Annotated in this window: 21 protein-coding genes; 11 read left to right on the forward strand and 10 right to left on the reverse strand. The window is 62.1% G+C overall.

All coding sequences use genetic code 11. From position 1 onward, the window contains the following. Positions 1 to 15: 15 nt before the first annotated feature. From pncB to AC1DYF_RS18775, 5 genes are all read right to left on the reverse strand, one after another. Complete coding sequence (pncB, locus tag AC1DYF_RS18755) at positions 16 to 1,320, reverse strand: nicotinate phosphoribosyltransferase (protein WP_477878264.1); 1,305 nt, start codon at positions 1,318 to 1,320, stop codon at positions 16 to 18. Positions 1,321 to 1,342: 22 nt separating this feature from the next. After that, on the reverse strand, positions 1,343 to 1,942 hold the full coding sequence (gene pncA / locus AC1DYF_RS18760; RefSeq protein WP_477878265.1) for a bifunctional nicotinamidase/pyrazinamidase: 600 nt from the start codon (positions 1,940 to 1,942) through the stop codon (positions 1,343 to 1,345). Positions 1,943 to 2,041: 99 nt separating this feature from the next. After that, complete coding sequence (locus AC1DYF_RS18765; protein WP_477878266.1) at positions 2,042 to 3,244, reverse strand: MFS transporter; 1,203 nt, start codon at positions 3,242 to 3,244, stop codon at positions 2,042 to 2,044. Positions 3,245 to 3,365: 121 nt separating this feature from the next. Beyond that, positions 3,366 to 4,139 (reverse strand): DeoR/GlpR family DNA-binding transcription regulator, encoded by a 774-nt coding sequence (locus AC1DYF_RS18770; RefSeq protein WP_477878267.1) that lies wholly within the window; start codon positions 4,137 to 4,139, stop codon positions 3,366 to 3,368. Between the two features lie 380 nt (positions 4,140 to 4,519). Then, the gene (locus tag AC1DYF_RS18775; protein ID WP_477878268.1) at positions 4,520 to 5,188 is read right to left on the reverse strand and encodes a cysteine hydrolase family protein; all 669 of its coding nucleotides are present in this window, start codon (positions 5,186 to 5,188) and stop codon (positions 4,520 to 4,522) included. 134 nt (positions 5,189 to 5,322) lie between these two features. Here AC1DYF_RS18775 and AC1DYF_RS18780 point away from each other — a divergent pair, with 134 nt between their 5' ends. Next, a complete protein-coding gene (locus AC1DYF_RS18780; protein WP_477878269.1) occupies positions 5,323 to 6,135 on the forward strand; it encodes an arginase family protein in 813 nt (270 codons plus the stop codon). Positions 6,136 to 6,228: 93 nt separating this feature from the next. Next, a complete protein-coding gene (locus AC1DYF_RS18785; protein WP_477878270.1) occupies positions 6,229 to 6,708 on the forward strand; it encodes a group II truncated hemoglobin in 480 nt (159 codons plus the stop codon). 12 nt (positions 6,709 to 6,720) lie between these two features. Here the strand turns inward: AC1DYF_RS18785 and AC1DYF_RS18790 are convergent, their stop codons facing one another. Then, positions 6,721 to 7,587: a methyltransferase domain-containing protein gene (locus AC1DYF_RS18790; RefSeq protein ID WP_477878271.1), complete on the reverse strand. Its 867-nt coding sequence runs from the start codon at positions 7,585 to 7,587 to the stop codon at positions 6,721 to 6,723. Between the two features lie 100 nt (positions 7,588 to 7,687). Between AC1DYF_RS18790 and AC1DYF_RS18795 the strand changes: the two genes are divergently transcribed. From AC1DYF_RS18795 to AC1DYF_RS18820, 6 genes are all read left to right on the forward strand, one after another. Next, positions 7,688 to 8,431 (forward strand): ComF family protein, encoded by a 744-nt coding sequence (locus AC1DYF_RS18795; RefSeq protein ID WP_477878309.1) that lies wholly within the window; start codon positions 7,688 to 7,690, stop codon positions 8,429 to 8,431. A 42-nt stretch (positions 8,432 to 8,473) separates the two neighbouring features. After that, a complete protein-coding gene (grxC, locus tag AC1DYF_RS18800) occupies positions 8,474 to 8,731 on the forward strand; it encodes a glutaredoxin 3 (protein WP_477878272.1) in 258 nt (85 codons plus the stop codon). 8 nt (positions 8,732 to 8,739) lie between these two features. Further along, the gene (locus tag AC1DYF_RS18805) at positions 8,740 to 9,585 is read left to right on the forward strand and encodes a carbon-nitrogen hydrolase family protein (protein ID WP_477878273.1); all 846 of its coding nucleotides are present in this window, start codon (positions 8,740 to 8,742) and stop codon (positions 9,583 to 9,585) included. Positions 9,586 to 9,590: 5 nt separating this feature from the next. Continuing rightward, the gene (locus AC1DYF_RS18810) at positions 9,591 to 10,019 is read left to right on the forward strand and encodes a DUF1178 family protein (protein WP_477878274.1); all 429 of its coding nucleotides are present in this window, start codon (positions 9,591 to 9,593) and stop codon (positions 10,017 to 10,019) included. A 154-nt stretch (positions 10,020 to 10,173) separates the two neighbouring features. After that, a complete protein-coding gene (locus AC1DYF_RS18815; protein WP_477878275.1) occupies positions 10,174 to 11,589 on the forward strand; it encodes a lipopolysaccharide biosynthesis protein in 1,416 nt (471 codons plus the stop codon). 2 nt (positions 11,590 to 11,591) lie between these two features. Beyond that, a complete protein-coding gene (locus AC1DYF_RS18820) occupies positions 11,592 to 12,863 on the forward strand; it encodes a GNAT family N-acetyltransferase (RefSeq protein WP_477878276.1) in 1,272 nt (423 codons plus the stop codon). A gap of 4 nt (positions 12,864 to 12,867) precedes the next feature. Here AC1DYF_RS18820 and AC1DYF_RS18825 read toward each other — a convergent pair whose 3' ends face one another. Both AC1DYF_RS18825 and AC1DYF_RS18830 read right to left on the reverse strand, forming a co-directional pair. Then, complete coding sequence (locus AC1DYF_RS18825) at positions 12,868 to 13,782, reverse strand: prephenate/arogenate dehydrogenase family protein (RefSeq protein WP_477878277.1); 915 nt, start codon at positions 13,780 to 13,782, stop codon at positions 12,868 to 12,870. Between the two features lie 72 nt (positions 13,783 to 13,854). Next, positions 13,855 to 14,607: a class I SAM-dependent methyltransferase gene (locus tag AC1DYF_RS18830; protein ID WP_477878278.1), complete on the reverse strand. Its 753-nt coding sequence runs from the start codon at positions 14,605 to 14,607 to the stop codon at positions 13,855 to 13,857. A 200-nt stretch (positions 14,608 to 14,807) separates the two neighbouring features. Here AC1DYF_RS18830 and gloB point away from each other — a divergent pair, with 200 nt between their 5' ends. The 3 genes from gloB (at position 14,808) to AC1DYF_RS18845 (ending at position 16,881) form a co-directional block, all read left to right on the forward strand. Next, on the forward strand, positions 14,808 to 15,578 hold the full coding sequence (gene gloB / locus AC1DYF_RS18835) for a hydroxyacylglutathione hydrolase (RefSeq protein ID WP_477878279.1): 771 nt from the start codon (positions 14,808 to 14,810) through the stop codon (positions 15,576 to 15,578). Beyond that, entirely contained in the window at positions 15,578 to 16,219 is a 642-nt protein-coding gene (locus tag AC1DYF_RS18840; RefSeq protein WP_477878280.1) for a DNA-3-methyladenine glycosylase family protein, read from the forward strand. Before gloB ends, AC1DYF_RS18840 begins: the two co-directional genes overlap by 1 nt. Before the next feature lie 104 nt (positions 16,220 to 16,323). Continuing rightward, positions 16,324 to 16,881, forward strand: a complete 558-nt coding sequence (locus AC1DYF_RS18845) for an HNH endonuclease (RefSeq protein WP_477878281.1) — start codon at positions 16,324 to 16,326, stop codon at positions 16,879 to 16,881. Between the two features lie 162 nt (positions 16,882 to 17,043). Here AC1DYF_RS18845 and AC1DYF_RS18850 read toward each other — a convergent pair whose 3' ends face one another. Next, positions 17,044 to 17,586: an O-acetyl-ADP-ribose deacetylase gene (locus AC1DYF_RS18850; RefSeq protein WP_477878282.1), complete on the reverse strand. Its 543-nt coding sequence runs from the start codon at positions 17,584 to 17,586 to the stop codon at positions 17,044 to 17,046. A 29-nt stretch (positions 17,587 to 17,615) separates the two neighbouring features. Continuing rightward, positions 17,616 to 18,125, reverse strand: coding sequence for a disulfide bond formation protein B (locus AC1DYF_RS18855; RefSeq protein ID WP_477878283.1), 510 nt, complete (start codon positions 18,123 to 18,125; stop codon positions 17,616 to 17,618). Between the last annotated feature and the right edge of the window lie 11 nt (positions 18,126 to 18,136).

Genomic DNA, 18,136 nt, shown 5'->3' on the forward strand with positions numbered 1-18,136 from the left:
CTAGGGCTGCAGCCGTCACACCGTCACCAGCTGTTCGTGGAAATCCTCTGTACCGAAGAACCGCTTGTAGCGCTCGACTTCCGTCGGCTCCCCCGTCGCCTTGCGCGGATTGTCCGATAGTTTTACCGCCGGCCGGCCATTGGCTTCCGTGACCTTGCAGACCAGCGAGATCGGGTCGAGATTGACGCCATCGGGCGCGCAATCATGGAAATCATTGGTGAGATTGGTGCCCCAGCCAAAGCTCATGCGCACCCGGCCCTGGAAGTGCCGGTAGGTCTCGATGATCGTATCGACGTCGAGGCCGTCGGAAAAGATCAGCAGCTTTTCCTTCGGGTCGCGGCCATGCGCCTGCCACCATGCGAGGATCTTTTCACCGCCTTCGATCGGCGGGGCGCTGTCGGGACGGAAACCGGTCCAGTCGGCCACCCAGTCCGGCGCTTTACGCAGGAACGCGGCCGTGCCGAAAGCGTCGGGCAGCACGATCAGCAGATTGCCGCCATAAAGCTGCTTCCAGTCCTCCAGCACCCTGTAGGGCGCCTCGCCGAGTTCCTTGTCGTTGACGGCCAGCGCCGCCTTGACCATCGGCAGTTCATGCGCATTGGTGCCGACCGCTTCGAGGTCGGTATCCATGGCAAGCAGCACGTTGGACGTGCCGGTAAAGGCCGGGCCGATGCCTTCCTTGAGCGCCTCGACGCACCAGCGCTGCCAGAGGAAGGAATGCCGCCGGCGCGTGCCGAAATCGGAAATCCTGAGCCCCGGATAATCGCGCAGCCGCTGCACCTTCTCCCACATGCGCGACTTGGCGCGCGCATAGATGACGTCGAGGGTGAACTGGCCAAGCCCCTTCATCGCCGTCCGCGAACGCAACTCGTTGACGATGGCGAGGGCGGGGATTTCCCACATCGTCGTTTCCATCCACTTGCCTTCGAAATTCAGCTCGTACTGGCCGTTGCGGCGCGAGAGCTCGTATTCCGGCAGGCGGAAATTGGCGAGCCAGGCAACAAATTCCGGCTCGAAAATCTGCTTGCGACCATAAAACGAATTACCCGCCAGCCAGATCATCTCTTTCTTGGTGAAGCGCAAGTCCCGGCAATGGTCGAGCTGGTCGCGCAGTTCATGCTCCTCGATGTCGTCGGCGAGCCGCACGCTCTTGGTCCGGTTGATCAGCGAAAAGGTGGCGTCGACCTCCGGATGCAGCTTCCAGATCATCTGCAGCATCAGGAGTTTGTAGAAATCGGTATCGAGCAGGCTGCGCACGATCGGATCGAGCTTCCAGGTGTGGTTCCACACCCGCCGGGCGATGTCAGTCTTCGTGGCCATCCGGGCCCTCCCTCAAAACGGCTTATGTGAGCGAGACGCCTGCCGCTTTCATCTCATTCGTCATCGTCGCGATCGAGCCGCCGAGGTCTATTCCCCGGCAGGCGTCGAGCATGACCTGGGTTTCGAAGCCGCTCCTGATGGCATCGAGCGCCGAAAAGGCGACACAGAAATCCGTCGCCAGGCCGCACAGCATGATTTTTCCGATGCCGCGCTCGCGCAGATAGCCGGCAAGACCGGTCGGCGTCGTGTGGTCGTTTTCGAAGAAGGCCGAATAGGAATCGATTCCTTTCCGGAAWCCCTTGCGGATCACCAGCTCGGCCCTGTTCCATTCGAGCGCCGGGTGGAATTCCGCACCCTTTGTCCCCTGTACGCAATGATCCGGCCAGAGCGTCTGCGGCCCATAGGGCATGTCGATCATCTCGAACGGCGCCTTGCCGGAATGGCTCGAAGCGAAACTCGAATGGCCGGCGGGATGCCAGTCCTGTGTCAGCACCACGTGCTCGAAACGCGCAATCAGCCCGTTGACCAGCGGCAGAATGGCGTCGCCATCGGCGACAGCCAGTGCACCGCCAGGGCAGAAATCGTTCTGCACATCGATCACGATCAGCGCTTCCGACGACATGATGCACCCCCATCAACGGTCCGGATGCAAGGTCAATCATGTTTATCGCGGAGTGACAAGCCGCTGAGCTGAAAATGTGGCCTGCCCATCACCCTGAATTCAATGACCTTTGATGCCGTCCGCATACCGCGCCAGATTGGACAGCAGCAGCACGACGATCAGCAGCATCGGCGTGCCGATATAGATCGCCGAGAAGCCGATATGCTCGGCGACGAAGCCGAACAGCGTCGGCGCGAACAGCGTGCCCGAATAGCCCATGATGGTGACCACGGAAAGCCCGACGCCCTTGGCCATGCCCGGCAGGTTGCCAGCAGCGGAGAAGGCGATCGGCACCATGTTGGAAACACCCAGCCCCGACAGTGCGAAGCCCGCGATCGCCACCCCGGCATTCGGGGCAAAACCGCCGATCAGCATGCCGACAAAAGCGATCACGCCGGAGATCCGCATAGTCTGTACCGCGCCCAGCCGGTCGCGAATGCCGTCGCCGAACAGGCGCATGATCGTCATGGCTCCATGGAAGCTGCCGGCAGCAAAGGCGGCCAGCGTCAGGCTCGAGCCGAGATCGCGGTTGAGATAGAGCGCCGACCAGTCGATGACGATGCCCTCCTGCACCATGCAGAACAGCGCCATGATGCCAAGCAGCCAGGGCAACGGGCTCTTGAACAGGCTCGGTTTCGGACCGGCTTCCGCATGCGCTTCCTCGATATGCGGTCCGTCGTGCAGGATCATCGAAAGCGCTGCAAAAAGCACGATGGCGTCGACCACGGTGATGATGATCGAATGCGGAACGGCGCCGAAATGCTCGATCATGTAGCCGCCGGCCGCCGAGCCGATAAGCGCCCCCAGGCTCCAGAAGGCATGGCAGGACGACATGATCGCCTTGCGCATCGATTTTTCCACCTCGACGGCGTTGGCATTCATCGCCACGTCCATTGCGCCGGCAAAGCCACCGAACAGGAAGACCGCGATTGCCGCAGTCCAGACATTCGGCGCCAACGAGATCAACAACATGGTGAACAGGAAGACGATGCCGGTGCCCCTGGCGACAACGCTGGAACCATGCTTGGCGATCTGCCGGCCGCAAAGCGGCATGATGGTGATCGAACCAAGGCCGAAGAACACCACGATCAAGGCAATATAGAAAGGCGAGAGATTGAGCCGCTCCGACAGTTCCGGAATTTTTAGCGACCATGCGCCGGTATAGAAGCCGTTGGCGAGGAAAAGCAGACAAACGGCGACCCGCTCCTTGGGAAAAGTCCCGGTGAGTTGCGTCGGGCGCCCAGCAATCGATTGATCGGCCATGTTATCTCCAAAGTGTCGCCGAAGCGCACTGCTGGCCCCCAACGCCATATCCCGGCTTTGAAAGCGATTTCAATTTCCATCGAAAATCGATCGGATGCTTGGAAATCCAACCGATTTTCTGCTATTTTCCGGCGCGGACCAGTTCGGCGCCGGCAGCGGCCAGACTGTCGACTGTCCCCGGATCCGCATCATGCTCGACGATCACCGGACCAACTTTCTGGAACGGAATCACCGCGAAAGAGGCCGGCACGCCAAGCTTCTCATTGGTGACCGCCGCCATCACTTTCCGGCTCCTCAGCGCCACGAAACGCTTGAATTCCGCTTCCTCGTAGAACGACGCCGTGACGCCGTTCTCGGTATCGAGTCCGCAACTGCCGAGCACGCAAAGATCGGGATGAAAGCTCTCGGCCTCCTGCATTGCCTTGGCACCCAGCATGGCGCCGGACGTATGATCTAGCCGACCGCCGATACCGACGACATCGATCTCGCGCCGTCCGACAAGGCTGGCCGCAATCATCGGCGCATTGGTGATCACGGTGAGCGGCAGATCCGCGGGAATGGCCTGCGCAATTGCCAGATTGGTGGTGCCGGCATCGATAAACAGCGTCATGCCCGCTTTGAACAGGGTCACGGCCGCTTTCGCCAGCGCATCCTTGCGTTCCGGCTTTTCGGAGAGCCGCTTGATCAGCGTATTGTCCGCCCCATCCGCCGGCGCCAGCGCCCCGCCATAAACGCGCCGGCAAAGCCCGGCCGCTGCCATTTCGCGCAGATCGCGCCGGATCGTGTCCTCGGAAATGCGGAACTCCTGCGCCAGATCGGTAGCAATCACGCGCCCCTCGTCCGCAAGCCGCTTGCGGATGAGGCCCTGACGTTCATGGAGAAGAAGTTCGGTCATTGTCGAATCCGGTATGAATGCGTACAAACATGCACAAACGTGCACGAACTGTCAACGCTATTTTTTGCTGAGGGGAATAATGAAGATGCTCACGCCGCTAATATTCGGGAACAAAGGCTGGCATGGTTTGCTTTCGAGCCCGCCGCGAAAGAACCGTCCTGATTGGCGTCCACCGGTCAGCCCAGCCCCTTGAACCGGCCATCGCGCGCACTATTTAAGCTCACGAACCGACTGGCGCTGATGCAGCCGAATGGCTGGGACCGGCGGCAGTCAGGTGATGTAAAGGGCGCTCCCCGGAAGGGTCGAGCGCCCTTTCTCTATTCAAGCATCGCGCCACAACCTGCCTGCATTGCGTCAGCATTCCTGTTGCCAGATTATGGTCACACTCTCGGCAATCGTCCGAGCGCTTCGATCACTGCCGACGAATCGGTCAAAGCACCAAAAACACCGTTTTCGACCGTCACCATGTGAAGCGCCGCCTCATGGGCATATTGATCTCCACTGGCGCATGCATCGGAAATCGTCAGGCATTGGAAATTCCGGTCACATGCTTCGCGCAGCGTGGTGTGGACGCAGACATCCGTCGTGCATCCGGCGAACATGAGATGTGTTATCCCCTGGGCGCGCAGGACATGTTCGAAATCCGTGTAGGTGAAGGCGCCGTTGCATGTCTTGTCGACGATAATGTCCTGCGGCCGGACATCGATCTCCGGAACGATCTCGAAACCGCGACTTCCGCGCAGCAGCACGTCGGTACCTTCCAGCCCGGCCCGCTGGCGCCGCCATTTCTCGTAAGGCGTCATATCTGCCTGGTCGGCGCGATAGCCTTGCCTTGTATGGATGATTTTCACGCCGGCGGCGCGGCAGGCAGCGATCAACCCGGACAGGACCGGCAGCGTCGCACGCAAAGGCGATGGGTCGTAGCCCTGCCTGGCAAAATAGCCATCGGCGGAAAGGAAATCGTGCTGCATGTCGATGACGACAAGCGCGGTCGCGCCGGCCGTCAGGTTTCCATCATAGGGATAATCGAACGGTTTTGCCTTGATCAAATGGTCCTCCCCGGGAGCCGCAGCGGCCGGTGCATTCAGCGCAAGCCATATCATAGTCCATCCGCGCAAGCACTTGTGACGCAACTGAAACCGGCTATTGAATGGCGGCAGACCGCAGTTTCAGGGAGCGCACAATGACGGCAGCATTGACGGTTTTCCAGGCAAGAGCAGGCGATCACAACGATCTCGCGATCCCGGGCGCGATGTCGCTGTCGAAACTGCTCGCGCAGCGACTCGGTCTTGAACCGACGGTTATCGGCCGCCCCGAGCCGATGACCCGTGCCGGCTGGAAACCGGAACTCGAATTTGCGATGCCTGCGCTCGAGGCGATGCGCGACAGATTCGAGGCCGTGTATTCGCGGGGCCAGCGTTCCCTGGCCGCATCGAGCCGTTGCGCGGTTTCCCTTGCCACCTTGCCTGTTGTCGCAAGGCATCGTCCCGATGCCGTGGTCGTCTGGTTCGACGCCCATGGCGATCTCAACACGCCCGACGCCAGCGCCACCGGCTATCTTGGCGGCCTGGCGCTGACGGGGCCGCTTGGCATGTGGGAGTCCGGCCTCGGTTCAGGGCTGCGGTTCGAAAACCTGGTGCTTGTCGGGCAGCGGGACCTGGACCCGTTCGAAGTCGAGTTGATCGAAGAGCGCGACCTCCCCATGATCGCACCAGGCTCCAATCTGGCGCAACGTCTTTCCACAGCCGTCGGGGGACGTCCGGTCTATGTCCATCTCGACTGCGATGTGCTGGAGCCGGGGATCGTCCCGACAGACTATCGTTGCGAGGGCGGCCTATCCCTTACCGACCTGAAAGCCGCTTGCGCGGTTCTGGCGGAGAGCGAGGTCGTCGGCCTCGAAATCGCCGAATACCAGATTTCATGGGTGGAGGGTGGAGAACCGGTTTCTGCCGCACCGCTGATCGATGCCGTCTTGCCTTTGTTGGCCAGGCTTTAGACGCGGCCCGCGAGCCATCCTCCACATTCAAGCATCGCGCCTTGAAAGACCATCTCGCCCACACATATTGTCCTCTGACGGACGGAGGCAATGATGACGGTACCCACGCTCTACGAATGGATTGGCGGCTTCGATGCGCTGAAGCGGCTGACGACGGAATTCTATCGGCGCGTCCCGCAGGACGAATTGCTCGGGCCGGTCTTCGCGGGCATGGACAGGGACCATCCCGAGCATGTCGCCATGTTCCTGGCGGAAGTGCTGGGCGGGCCAAAGCTCTATTCCGAACAGCGCGGCGGCCATCCCGCGATGATCCGCCATCATCTCGGCAAGCACCTGACCGAGCCGATGCGCCGACGCTGGATCAATCTGCTGCTCGACACCTATACCGATCTCGGCCTGCCGGCCGATCCGGAATTCGCCTCGGCGCTTGTCGGCTATCTCGAATGGGGCACGCGGCTTGCGGTGATCAACTCGCAGCCGGGCGCCAAGGTCTTCGAGCATGCGCCGATGCCGAAATGGGGCTGGGGCGAGCCGGGCGGGCCATATATTCCGAAGCAAGCCAAATCTTCGTAAGCTTGATTCCGTTCAGTCCAGCTTGATGCCCTTCAACGCATCCGCCAGCCGCACCTTGGCCGAACCGGGCTTCAGCGGCTTCTGCTGGCTCTCGTGCGGTGCCCAGCCGGAGAGGAAGATCATCGAGAAGGTCGCGCGAATGCGGCCATCGGGATCGGAATAGCGCTCGGCATAAAGTCGCGCCGCTTCGAGGAAGAAGGTCCGGGTCATCGGCCGCTTCGAACGATCGGCGAGCGGATTGGTCTGGCCGAGCGCCCTGAGATCGGCCATCAGGCCGAACAGGGAATCATAGCGCACTGTATACGTTTCGACATCGGCAACCGGCAGGCTGAAACCGGCGCGCTGCAACAGGCCGCCCACGGCCCGAACCTCGCCGAATGGCACGACGCGCGGGCTGGCGCCGCCATAAAGCCGCTGTTCGGTTTCGAGCAGGACGTCATTGAGTTCGGCGAGCGTGCCGGCACCGGGGATCGCTGCCATCAGCAGTCCATCCGGCTTCAGCGCCCGGCGAATGCGGATCAGGCTGCCGGGCAGGTCGTTGACCAGATGCAGGAAGGGTGGCGCCAGCACCAGATTATAGGCATCCGCCTCGAGCGGCACATCTTCCAGCGAAGACGCGGCATGATCGGGCGCGGCCTCAGTCAGCACGTCGACCTGTTCCAGCCTGCCGATCTTGCCGGTGGCAAGCGCGGCCTGCGCCACCGCGCTCGTGCCGCCGAACAGTTCGGCCGCACGCTCGAAATGCCGCTCGACGGCGCCGAGCCGCAGTGCAAATTCCTCGGCGGCGAGATCGAGCAGGAAACCGGCCTTCGGATCGAACCTTTTTGCGGCACGGCGGCGTCGGGCCACGGCCAGTTCGGGGTCGATCAGGATATCCATGCCAGTCACTCGCAAAAACCGCTTCGCAAAGGCACCAATCCCCGACTATTGTCAATCCATGCAAGAGGCGGAAGAACAGGCAAGCGTGAGCAGAACGACGATGGTGCGCGGTCATCTCGCCGCGCTCGCGCGCCGTGCCGTCGACCTGCTTTTCCCACCGGCCTGTCCCGGCTGCGGCCGCATGGCGGCGGGTCACGGTGCGCTCTGTCCTGACTGCTGGCGCGACATCGCCTTCATCGAGCGGCCCTATTGCGAAGTGCTCGGCGTCCCCTTCAGCCACGATCTCGGCCCCGGCATTCTCTCGGCCGAAGCCATAGCCAATCCGCCGGATTTCGACCGCCTGCGCTCCGTCTGCGCCTTCAACGGCACCGCCCGCAATCTCGTCCACGCCCTGAAATACCGTGACCGTACCGAACTTTCGCCGATGCTGGCGCTATGGATGGCCCGCGCCGGCAAGGAACTGCTCGCCGATTGCGACGTCCTCGTTCCCGTGCCGCTGCATCGCTACCGGCTGATGTCGCGCAAATTCAACCAGGCGGCCGAACTGGCGCTCGCCTTGTCGCGCCTGACCGACAAGCCGATGCTCGCCGATGCCATCCGCCGCACCCGTCATACCAAGCATCAGGTGGGTCTCGGGCGCACCGGCCGTGCCGAAAATGTCCGTGGCGCCTTCCGTATCACCGAACGTGGCAAGGCCGAGATCGCCGGCCGCCGCATCGTCATCATCGACGACGTCTATACGACCGGCGCAACCGTCTCGGCCATGGCCCGTGCCGCACGCCGGGCCGGAGCCTCGGACATAGCGGTATTAACCTTTGCAAGAGCCCTTCCCGATACTATATGAACTTGAAATGACAGAAGAATAGGATTCTGATCGGAGAATGGCATGGCATCCGTGATCATCTATACGAGGCAGTTCTGCGGCTATTGCTCGGCTGCCAAGGCGCTACTGGAAGCCAAGGGCGTCGACTATGTCGAGCATGACGCGACCGGCAAGCCGGACCTACGCGCCGAGATGGTCGACAAGGCCCATGGCCGCAACACGTTTCCGCAGATCTTCATCGATGGCCGGCATGTCGGCGGCTGTGACGAGCTGCATGCGCTGGACCGCGCCGGCAAGCTCGATCCCCTCTTGGCAGCGTGAGGTCGGATATGGTCAAGGTCGCCGCCATCCAGATGTGCTCGGGCACCGACATCGCCCGCAACGCCGCCCGCGTCGAAGCGCTGGTGCGCGAAGCGCATGCTCAAGGCGCCGTCTATATCCAGACGCCCGAAATGACCGGCGCGCTGCAACGCGACCGCAAGGCGCTGTTCGACGCGCTGAGGCCCGAGGACACCGATGTCATCGTCGCCAAAGGTGCCTCGCTGGCCAAGGAACTCGGCATCCATCTGCATATCGGCTCGACGGCCATCGGCCTTGGCGACGGCAAGGTCGCCAATCGCGGCTTCCTCTTCGGCCCCGATGGAGCGATCATCTGCCGCTACGACAAGATCCATATGTTCGATGTCGACCTCGACAATGGCGAAAGCTGGCGCGAAAGCGCTGTCTACAGGCCGGGCCACGAGGCGCGCATCGCCGACCTGCCCTTCGGCCGGATGGGTTTTGCCATCTGCTACGATGTCCGCTTCCCGCAACTGTTCCGCACCGAGGCGCTTGCCGGCGCCGAAATCCTGACCGTGCCCACCGCCTTCACCCGCCAGACCGGCGAGGCGCATTGGCATGTCCTGGTTCGCGCTCGTGCGATCGAGAACGGCGCTTTCCTGATCGCGGCTGCGCAAGGCGGCAAGCATGAGGACGGCCGCGAAACCTATGGCCATTCGCTGATCGTCGATCCCTGGGGCCGCATCCTCGCCGAAGGGCCGGATAGCGGCGAGGCCGTTATCACTGCCGAACTCGATCTGTCCACCGTGGCGGCGACACGCCAGAAAATTCCGAACTTGAAGAATGCGCGCGATTTCGAAGTTGCGGAAACGCGCCTCAACGAAATGGTAGAGTAAGTTAAGTGATCCGCTATTCCCTTCAATGCGATAAGGAGCACGAATTCGAAGGCTGGTTCGCCTCGAGCGAGGATTTCGACCGGCAGCTCACGGCCGGCTATGTCAGCTGTCCGCATTGCGGCTCGCAATCCGTGACCAAACTGCTGATGGCGCCGAACCTCACCACCGGCCGGCAGAAGGACGGCATCCGCCAGATGGTGATGGACAATAGCCGCCGCGAAATGATGGCCAAGATCAAGGAAGTCGTCGCCGAAATCCGTAACAATTCCGAGGATGTCGGCGAGAAATTTCCCGAGGAAGCTCGCAAGATCCATTATGGCGAGGCGGAAGCCCGCGGCATCATCGGCCAGGCGTCGCATGATGAGGTCACGGCGCTGGTCGATGAGGGCATTGAGATTGCTGCGCTGCCGGTATTTCCGGAGGATGTGAATTAGCCGCGACGGAGCTGGTTCCCACTCCGTCTGATATGGCACAACAAATCCGTCAATATTCCCCGCTCGAAACCACCCTATCCACACCGTTTCTTAACCTCAACCGGCCTAGAACAGGCTGGGTATTCGTGCGTCACGAAATCGGGTATTGCGTATCATGGCCATCCTCCAGGCGTCCGCCAAGGACCTGCCGGAAAACCGCGTCGAAAGGCTTCTGGCCCTGCCCGGCAGGATGCACGCCTTTCTGACGGCGCGCGATGGCGGCGGCCAGGCTGGGCGCATGGCGCTGATCGCCTTCCTGATTCGCATCGTTTCGGCGGCCATCGCTTTCGTTTCGCAGATCATCCTCGCCCGCATCATGGGCGAGCACGAATACGGCATCTTCGTCTTCGTCTGGGTGCTGGTGATCCTGATCGGCAACCTCTCCTGCCTCGGCTTCCATTCCGCCCAGATCCGCTTTCTGCCGCAATTCCAGGCGGACAATGATTTCGAACGGGTCCGCGGCCTGGCCGTCACCGCCCGCATCTTCGCCATGCTCTCGGCTACGATCGTGGCAATCATCGGTTTTGTCGCGCTCGAAATCTTCAAGGCCGAGATCGAAAGCTATTATGTCGTGCCGCTGTTCATCGCGCTGTTCATCCTGCCGATGATTGCGCTGGGCGACACGATGGAAGGCACGGCACGCGCCAATAGCTGGGCCGTGGTGGCGCTCAGCCCCACCTATATCGTCCGGCCGCTGCTGATCCTGCTGTTCATGCTGGGCGCCGTCTGGGCCGGCGAGCCGCAGACCGCGCGCACCGCCATGGTCGCCAGCCTCGCCGCGACCTATGTCACTTCCGTCGCCCAGCTGTTCAACATCCGCTGGCGGCTCAGCCGGCATTTCGACAAGGGGCCGATCCATGTCGAATTCGGCACCTGGCTGAAGGTCGCCTTTCCGATCTTCCTGATCGAGGGTTTCAGCTTCCTGCTCACCAATTCCGACACTGTCGTCACCGGCCTCTTCCTGTCGCCGAGCCAGGTCGGCATCTACTATGCCGCCTCGAAGACCATCGTGCTGGTACAGTTCGTGTTCTTCTCCGTGAAGGCGGCATCCGCGCCGCGCTTCTCGGCGCTCTATGCGGCGGGCGAAGGCACTGAGCTCGCCCGGTTCGCCGGCCAAACCGTGCGCTGGGCCTTCTGGCCGGCGCTGTTCATCGGTCTTGCAGCATTGCTTGCCGGCAATTTCCTGCTCTCGATGTTCGGTCCCGGTTTTACCCAGGGTTACTATGTCATGGTGATCCTGTTTATCGGCATCCTCGCCAAATGCTCGGTTGGGCCGGGAGAGGTCCTGCTTGCCATGGCAGGCGAACAGACGCTGTGCATGAAGCTCTATGCCGTGGCGCTGACCGCCAACATCGTCTTTAACGTCGTGCTCGTACCGCTCTATGGCATCGAAGGGGCGGCCTTTGCCGCCGCCGGCGCGATGTTCGTCGAGGCGACCCTGCTGCACGTCGCCGTGCGCAAAAAACTTTCGATCGTACTTTTTGCCTTTGCCCGGCCCCATGGCCGCCGCTTGATGCCCAAGGATGCGTGACGATGGCCCCCGCACCGACCTATGAAGAAACCAGCTTCCAGATGTCGATGAAGCTCGCCCATGGCGACATCGGCCACCTGCGCGACCGGCCGCTGCCGGTGCTGGAAATCGACACGCCAAAACCGGGCCGCACGCTTTCCATCTATCAGGCGTCGTCCGGCTATGACCTGCAGGAAGAGCTTGATTTCCTCTCCAACAGGGCGATGGAGCCGAATGTCTTCTTCGCCAGCCGCTTCCTGGCGCCCGCCTTGCCGCGCCTCGAGGATCGCGAAATCCGGCTCGCCGTCATCCGCGACCAGCGCGACGACCGCAGCCGGCTGCGCTTCCTCATGCCGTTTTCGATCGAGAAGCCCGGTTTCGCCATCGGTGCGCCGATCATCCGCACCTGGGCCAATCCCTTCGGCCCGCTCGGCACACCGCTGGTCGATGGCGAAAACCCCGCCGAGACGATGGATCATCTGCTCGATGCGTTTGGCCGCGAGGCGAGCCAGCTGCCGCATGTGCTGGTGCTGCCCGATATCCGCCTGCGTGGCCCCTTCGCCCAGATGCTGAAGGCGATCGCCATTTCCCGCAACCTGCCGGTCTTCACCGCCAACCAGCATGAACGCCCGATGCTGGAAAGCCTGCAGGACGGCGAGACCTATCTCAAGGCATCGATCAAAGCGAGCCATATGCGTGAGATGCGCCGGCAATGGGGACATCTCGAGCAGCTTGGCACGGTCAGCTACAGCGTCGCCCGCCATCCGCATGAAGTCCGCGAGCGCATGGAAGAATTCCTGCTGCTCGAAGCCAGCGGCTGGAAGGGTAAGAAGCGTTCGGCCATGCTCTCGGACCGATACCGCGCCGCCTTTGCCCGCGAGGCGCTGTTCAACCTCGCCGAGGCGGATGCCGCCCGTATCCACACCCTAGACATCGACGGCAAGGCGATCGCCAGCATGGTGGTGCTGATGATGAACGGCGAGGCCTATACCTGGAAGACGGCCTATGACGAAAGCTATGCCCGCTTCTCCCCCGGCAAGCTCCTGGTGGCCCACCTGACGGAATGGCATCTCGACGATCCTAACATCGTCCGCACCGATTCCTGCGGTGCGACCGATCATCCGATCATGAGCCGCCTCTGGCGCGAACGCGAGGAAATGGGCACCCTGGTCGTCGGCCTGCTGCCGAATTCCGACCGCGAGGCGCGGCAGGCGACGTCGCAACTGCATCTCTACCAGAACACCCGCAGCGTCGCGCGGCTGATCCGCGAAAAGATCATGTCGTTCCGGAAATAACGGACTATCCGCGCCGGCCGAAATCAGCCGCTGCCGTGTCCTGGCCGGCCTCGACGATCGAGCGGCGGATGGCGCGCGTGCGGGTAAAGAGATCGAGCAGTTTGTCGCCCTCTCCCCAGCGGATCGATCGCTGCAGCGAGGCGAGGTCTTCCGAAAACCGCGCCAGCATTTCCAGGATCGCATCCTTGTTGTGCAGGCAGACGTCGCGCCACATCACCGGGTCGGAGGCGGCCAGGCGGGTGAAATCGCGGAAACCGGAGGCGGAATATTTGATGACTTCCGATTCCGTCACCGTTTCCAGGTCCTCGGCCGTGCCGACGATGTTATAGGCAATGAGATGCGGCAGATGCGAGACGATCGCCAGCACCTTGTCGTGATGGCCGGCTTCCATCCGATCGACGCGCGATCCGAGCGCCTCCCAGAAGGCACCAAGCTTTTCGACCTCAGCCTCCTCCGTGCCCGGCACCGGCGTCAGGACACACCAGCGGCCCTGGAACAGGCTGGAAAAGCCGGCATCGGGACCGGAATGCTCCGTACCGGCGATCGGGTGCCCGGGAATGAAATGCACGCCGGCCGGCACATGCGGCAGCATCTGCGCGATGACGGAGGATTTCGTCGAACCGACATCGGTCAGGATGGCGCCCGGCTTCAGGCCCGGTGCGATTTCAGCGGCCACCGTGCCCGAGGCACCGACCGGCACGGAGACGATCACCAGGTCTGCGTCGTGCACGCATTCAAGGGCGCTCTCGGTATAGAAGGTGCCAAGTTCCAGTTCCTCGGCGCGCGCCAGTGTCAACGGGCTGCGCGTAGTGATCGACACTTCATTGGCGAGATGCTTTTCCTTGACCGCGCGTGCGATCGAGGAGCCGATCAGGCCGATGCCGATCAGGGCGATCTTGTTGAACTGGACATCACTCATGTCTGGAAAATCCGCCGAAAATTCATTGCCGGCAGCCATTAGAGCCTTTCAAGCTTAAATGGAAGCGTTCTGTTATTTGTCGGGCGGCAGGCTGCGCGCCGTCGGCATGCCCTGCGGCGCCAGCACCGGCACGAACACACGGCGCGAGGCGCGCGCGAACACCGGCAGGCCCTGGTAGAGCCGCTTCTGCGCTTCGGCGGCGATGACGCCGGCGAACAGCGGCAAGGCACGCCGGCCAAGCGGATCCAGGCTATGGAACAATCGCAGCAGCAGCCGTGACCGATAGGGCGGATAGAACAGGGCACCGGCAAAGGCCCCAGGCGTGAAATTGGTCTCCCGCAGCAGCGACGTCAATTGTCCCCGCGAATAGGGCCGCCCGGCGCCGAAGGGCGTATGTTCCAGCCGTGCCCAGACACCGCGCCGGTTCGGCACCACGATCACCAGCCGCCCGCCCGGCGCCAGCACACGATAGATCTCTTTCAGCATTTCGCGCGGATTCTCGGCGAATTCCAGCGAATGCACCAGGAGGATGCGGTCGATGGAGGAATCCGGCAAAGGAAGATCCTCGTCGAACACCAGCGCGGTGGAGGACAGCGCCCCGGCCGGCCAGTTGACTGCCCCCTGCCCGGCCGGCATGAAGGCAAACGTGCGCTCTGCCCCTTCCCGGAACCGCTCCAGATAAGGCAGCGCATAGCCGAGCCCGATCAACCGCTCGTCCGGCAGGCGCGCCCAGAGCGTCTTCAGCGCCTGACTGATCGACGCCTCCGCCGCCTGTCCGAGCGGCGACGAATAAAACTCTCTCAAATCAACGATGTCCGTCTGCATCCGGTAAATGTAGCCGGCGCGGGCTGGACTTCAAGCGCTCATATCCTAAATGTGCGGGCGCGCCACGCATGTCTCCCGAAAGCGGGAACCGGTTTCGGGATGAAGACATGCGCAAAACAAGGCACTGAAGCGCGGGAGCGGATCCCGGAGATCGCGACGCGCTTCAGTCGTATTTCAGGCAAGCCACATGGAGGGACACCATGGCTGAACTCGAAATCGAACTCTTTCCCTGCCACCAGGACAATTTCGGCATCCTCCTGCACGACTCCGTGTCGGGAAAAACGGCGTCGATCGATGCGCCGGAAGAACGACCGATCCTCGACGCGCTCAATCGTCGCGGCTGGAACCTGACCGACATATTCACCACCCATCATCACCATGACCATGTCGAGGCCAATCTGGCGCTCAAGGACGGCTTTGATGTCCAGATCACCGGGCCGAAGAATGAGGCCGACAAGATTCCCGGCATCGGCTTCGCCTTCGGCGATGGCGGCCAGTTCTCCTTTGCCGGCCATCCGGTCGAAGTGATCGAGACGCCCGGCCACACCGCCGGCCACATTTGCTACTATTTGCCTGAGGACAAACTGCTATTCTCCGCCGACACGCTGTTTGCGCTCGGCTGCGGCCGGCTGTTCGAGGCTTCCGCCAGGGAAATGTGGACCTCGCTTTCCAAGCTCAAGGCGCTGCCGGACGACACGATCGTCTATTTCAGCCATGAATATACGCTGACCAATGGCCGCTTCGCGCTGACCATCGATCCGCGCAATTCCGAGCTCGTCACCCGCGTCAAGGAAATCGAAACACTGCGCGCCGAGGGCGGCCATACCTGCCCGACCACGATCGGGCTCGAAAAGCGCACCAATCCCTTCCTCCGGGCGGACGATGCCGAAATCCGCAAGCATCTCGGCATGGAGGGTGCTGAGGACTGGGAAGTCTTCGCCGAGATCCGGAGCCGCAAAGACAAGTTCTGATGCAGCCGATCCGCACCGAAGCCGACATTGCCGCAGGCGTGCAAGCGCTTCTGAAGACCGACCCGGCCTTCGCCCCGGTCGTCGAGGCGGCGGGCCGTATCCCCCTGCGCCACCGCCCCCCGGCCTATGAGGGACTGGCGCATATCGTCACCGGCCAGGTCGTGTCGCGCGCCTCGGCCGATGCGATCTGGCGGCGGCTGGAGGCGCTGGCCGGCACGATCACGCCGGACCGCATCCTTGCCTTGAGCGTCGAGGAGTTGCGGACGACCGGCCTCTCCGGCGCCAAGGAATCGACGCTGCGCGGCCTGGCATCGGCCTGCCGCGACGGCCTCGATCTCGAACGGATCGCCTTCCTCGATGCCGAGGTGGCGATCGCCGAACTCACGGCGGTGAAAGGCATCGGCCTCTGGACGTCGGAAGTTTTTTTGCTGTTCTGTGCCGGCCATCCCGATGTCTTCCCCACCGGCGACATCGCGCTTCAAAGTGCCGCAGCAGAGGCCTTCGGGCTTGCCGAGCGACCCCAGCACAAGGCCTTCCGCGCCATGGCGCTGCGCTGGCAGCCCTATCGTTCGATTGCTGCCCGCGTCCTTTGGGCGTACTATGGGGTGAGAAACGGACGGCAGGGCATCCCTGTCACCTAAAATCTGGGAGTACAAAAAACTCTTTCTTTTCAGGACTTCACAATCCTGTCGCAATACCACTAGTATGAGTAAAGCAGGGAATTCGAATCGTTCAGGAGCTTGACTTGACGATTGCAGTGTCACCCCAGTCGCTTCCCGCCCTGGTCCTCAATGCGGACTACAGGCCGCTGAGTTATTACCCGCTTTCTCTCTGGTCCTGGCAGGACGCCATCAAGGCCGTCTTCCTCGATCGCGTCAATATCATTGCCGAATACGAGCACTCGGTGTCCTCGCCCAGCTATTCGATGAAGCTGCCGAGCGTTGTCTGCCTTAAGTCTTACGTGCAGCCGTCGCGCTATCCGGCCTTCACACGCTTCAACGTTTTCCTGCGCGACAAGTTCGAGTGCCAGTATTGCAATTCCGATGACGACCTGACCTTCGATCACGTCACGCCCCGTGCGCTCGGCGGCCAGACGACGTGGGAAAATGTCGTCACCGCCTGCGCACCGTGCAATCTGCGCAAGGGCTCGAAGCTGCCGCGCCAAGCCGGCATGTTCCCGCACCAGAAGCCCTACCGGCCGACAGTGCAGGACCTGCATAACAACGGCCGACTGTTCCCGCCGAACTACCTGCACGACAGCTGGCTCGACTATCTCTACTGGGATACCGAACTGCAGCCATAAGCGTCTTCGTCAGGCCGGGCTGCAAATGGCGCCGTCTGCGCTTCCGGTGCTCACATACATAAGTGCGCTCCGCTCCGGTTCTCGACACCACCATTTTCGTCGCGGCCTGACGAAGACGGGCACCGTCGGCGCAATTGCAAGAACCGTCAGACAAGTCCGGCATCAGATTTTGCTGAAGCCGCCATGCTTGGCTCTGTCGAGCGTCGCAGCGTAGATATCGAAGACTTGTCCCGGCAGGCACGCAAACAGGACGCGCTCAATGGAATGATCTTGCTCGATGAACCGGGCAACCCGCTCCAGTGCGATCTCTGCAGCCAATTCCGGCGGATATTTATAAATTCCGCAGCTGATGGCGGGAAACGCTATCGACCGAACCTGCTTGGCTGCTCCCAACCGCATGCTGTTTTCGTAACAGGACGCCAGCAGCGCAGGCTCTCCATTGTCGCCGCCACGCCATACCGGACCAACAGTGTGGATGATGAACCGGGCCTTCAGACGATAACCGCCCGTAACCTTTGCCTCGCCGGTCTTGCATCCGCCCAGCAACCGGCACTCATGCACGAGGTCCGGGCCCGCCGCACGATGGATCGCGCCATCGACGCCACCGCCACCGAGCAGCGAGGAATTCGCGGCATTGACGATGGCATCGACATCGAGCCGCGTAATGTCGCCGGAAATGACCTCCAGGCGTTCGAACGTTCCCATGAGAGCCTCGAGCGATAACAGGCGCTATTTCACGCCTTCCGCACCGCGAAAATACCGAGCGCGGCAAGCACCAGCGTCGCCACCACATTCCAGCCGGAGAGCGACAGGCCGAGAATGCGCAGCGCCGCTTCGCTGCAGGACGGCTCATGCTGGATGGAGAGGTCGCTCAGCAGATCGCCGGCGCTCTTGGAAATCGTATTGAGCGAAGCCGTGCAGCTCGATGGTCCTTCCCAGAATTTCCACTCGACGCCGGCGTGATAGACGCTCAGCCCCGCGCCGATCAGCATGGCGATCACGACGATGCCGATCAGCACGCGCGTCGTGGTCGCCGGCATCTTCAGTCCGGCCGAAAGAATCGCCAGGATGGCTGCGGGAATGCCGACATAATAGGGAATGCGCTCCTTGAGGCAGAGCTCGCAAGGAATGTAATGGCCGAAATATTCCAGGCCGAGCGCCGACAGGATGACGACCGCCATGCCGAGCGTCAACAATAGGACGGCGGGGATCGATTGGCGGCCAGAGGAGGCGAGTGCGGTCATGGTCAAATCCG

It is taken from the genome of Rhizobium sp. P2_G9 (assembly GCF_056403475.1).

Excerpts from the sequence above, each read along its gene's own strand:
- AC1DYF_RS18820 (WP_477878276.1), top strand. The coding sequence starts at position 11,592 with ATGGCCCCCGCACCGACCTATGAAGAAACCAGCTTCCAGATGTCGATG.
- AC1DYF_RS18855 (WP_477878283.1), bottom strand. The coding sequence starts at position 18,125 with ATGACCGCACTCGCCTCCTCTGGCCGCCAATCGATCCCCGCCGTCCTA.
- AC1DYF_RS18805 (WP_477878273.1), top strand. The coding sequence starts at position 8,740 with ATGGTCAAGGTCGCCGCCATCCAGATGTGCTCGGGCACCGACATCGCC.
- AC1DYF_RS18790 (WP_477878271.1), bottom strand. The coding sequence starts at position 7,587 with ATGGATATCCTGATCGACCCCGAACTGGCCGTGGCCCGACGCCGCCGT.
- AC1DYF_RS18815 (WP_477878275.1), top strand. The coding sequence starts at position 10,174 with ATGGCCATCCTCCAGGCGTCCGCCAAGGACCTGCCGGAAAACCGCGTC.
- pncB (WP_477878264.1), bottom strand. The coding sequence starts at position 1,320 with ATGGCCACGAAGACTGACATCGCCCGGCGGGTGTGGAACCACACCTGG.
- AC1DYF_RS18840 (WP_477878280.1), top strand. The coding sequence starts at position 15,578 with ATGCAGCCGATCCGCACCGAAGCCGACATTGCCGCAGGCGTGCAAGCG.
- AC1DYF_RS18825 (WP_477878277.1), bottom strand. The coding sequence starts at position 13,782 with ATGAGTGATGTCCAGTTCAACAAGATCGCCCTGATCGGCATCGGCCTG.
- grxC (WP_477878272.1), top strand. The coding sequence starts at position 8,474 with ATGGCATCCGTGATCATCTATACGAGGCAGTTCTGCGGCTATTGCTCG.
- AC1DYF_RS18795 (WP_477878309.1), top strand. The coding sequence starts at position 7,688 with ATGGTGCGCGGTCATCTCGCCGCGCTCGCGCGCCGTGCCGTCGACCTG.
- AC1DYF_RS18770 (WP_477878267.1), bottom strand. The coding sequence starts at position 4,139 with ATGACCGAACTTCTTCTCCATGAACGTCAGGGCCTCATCCGCAAGCGG.
- AC1DYF_RS18785 (WP_477878270.1), top strand. The coding sequence starts at position 6,229 with ATGACGGTACCCACGCTCTACGAATGGATTGGCGGCTTCGATGCGCTG.
- AC1DYF_RS18780 (WP_477878269.1), top strand. The coding sequence starts at position 5,323 with ATGACGGCAGCATTGACGGTTTTCCAGGCAAGAGCAGGCGATCACAAC.
- AC1DYF_RS18830 (WP_477878278.1), bottom strand. The coding sequence starts at position 14,607 with ATGCAGACGGACATCGTTGATTTGAGAGAGTTTTATTCGTCGCCGCTC.
- AC1DYF_RS18850 (WP_477878282.1), bottom strand. The coding sequence starts at position 17,586 with ATGGGAACGTTCGAACGCCTGGAGGTCATTTCCGGCGACATTACGCGG.
- gloB (WP_477878279.1), top strand. The coding sequence starts at position 14,808 with ATGGCTGAACTCGAAATCGAACTCTTTCCCTGCCACCAGGACAATTTC.
- AC1DYF_RS18765 (WP_477878266.1), bottom strand. The coding sequence starts at position 3,244 with ATGGCCGATCAATCGATTGCTGGGCGCCCGACGCAACTCACCGGGACT.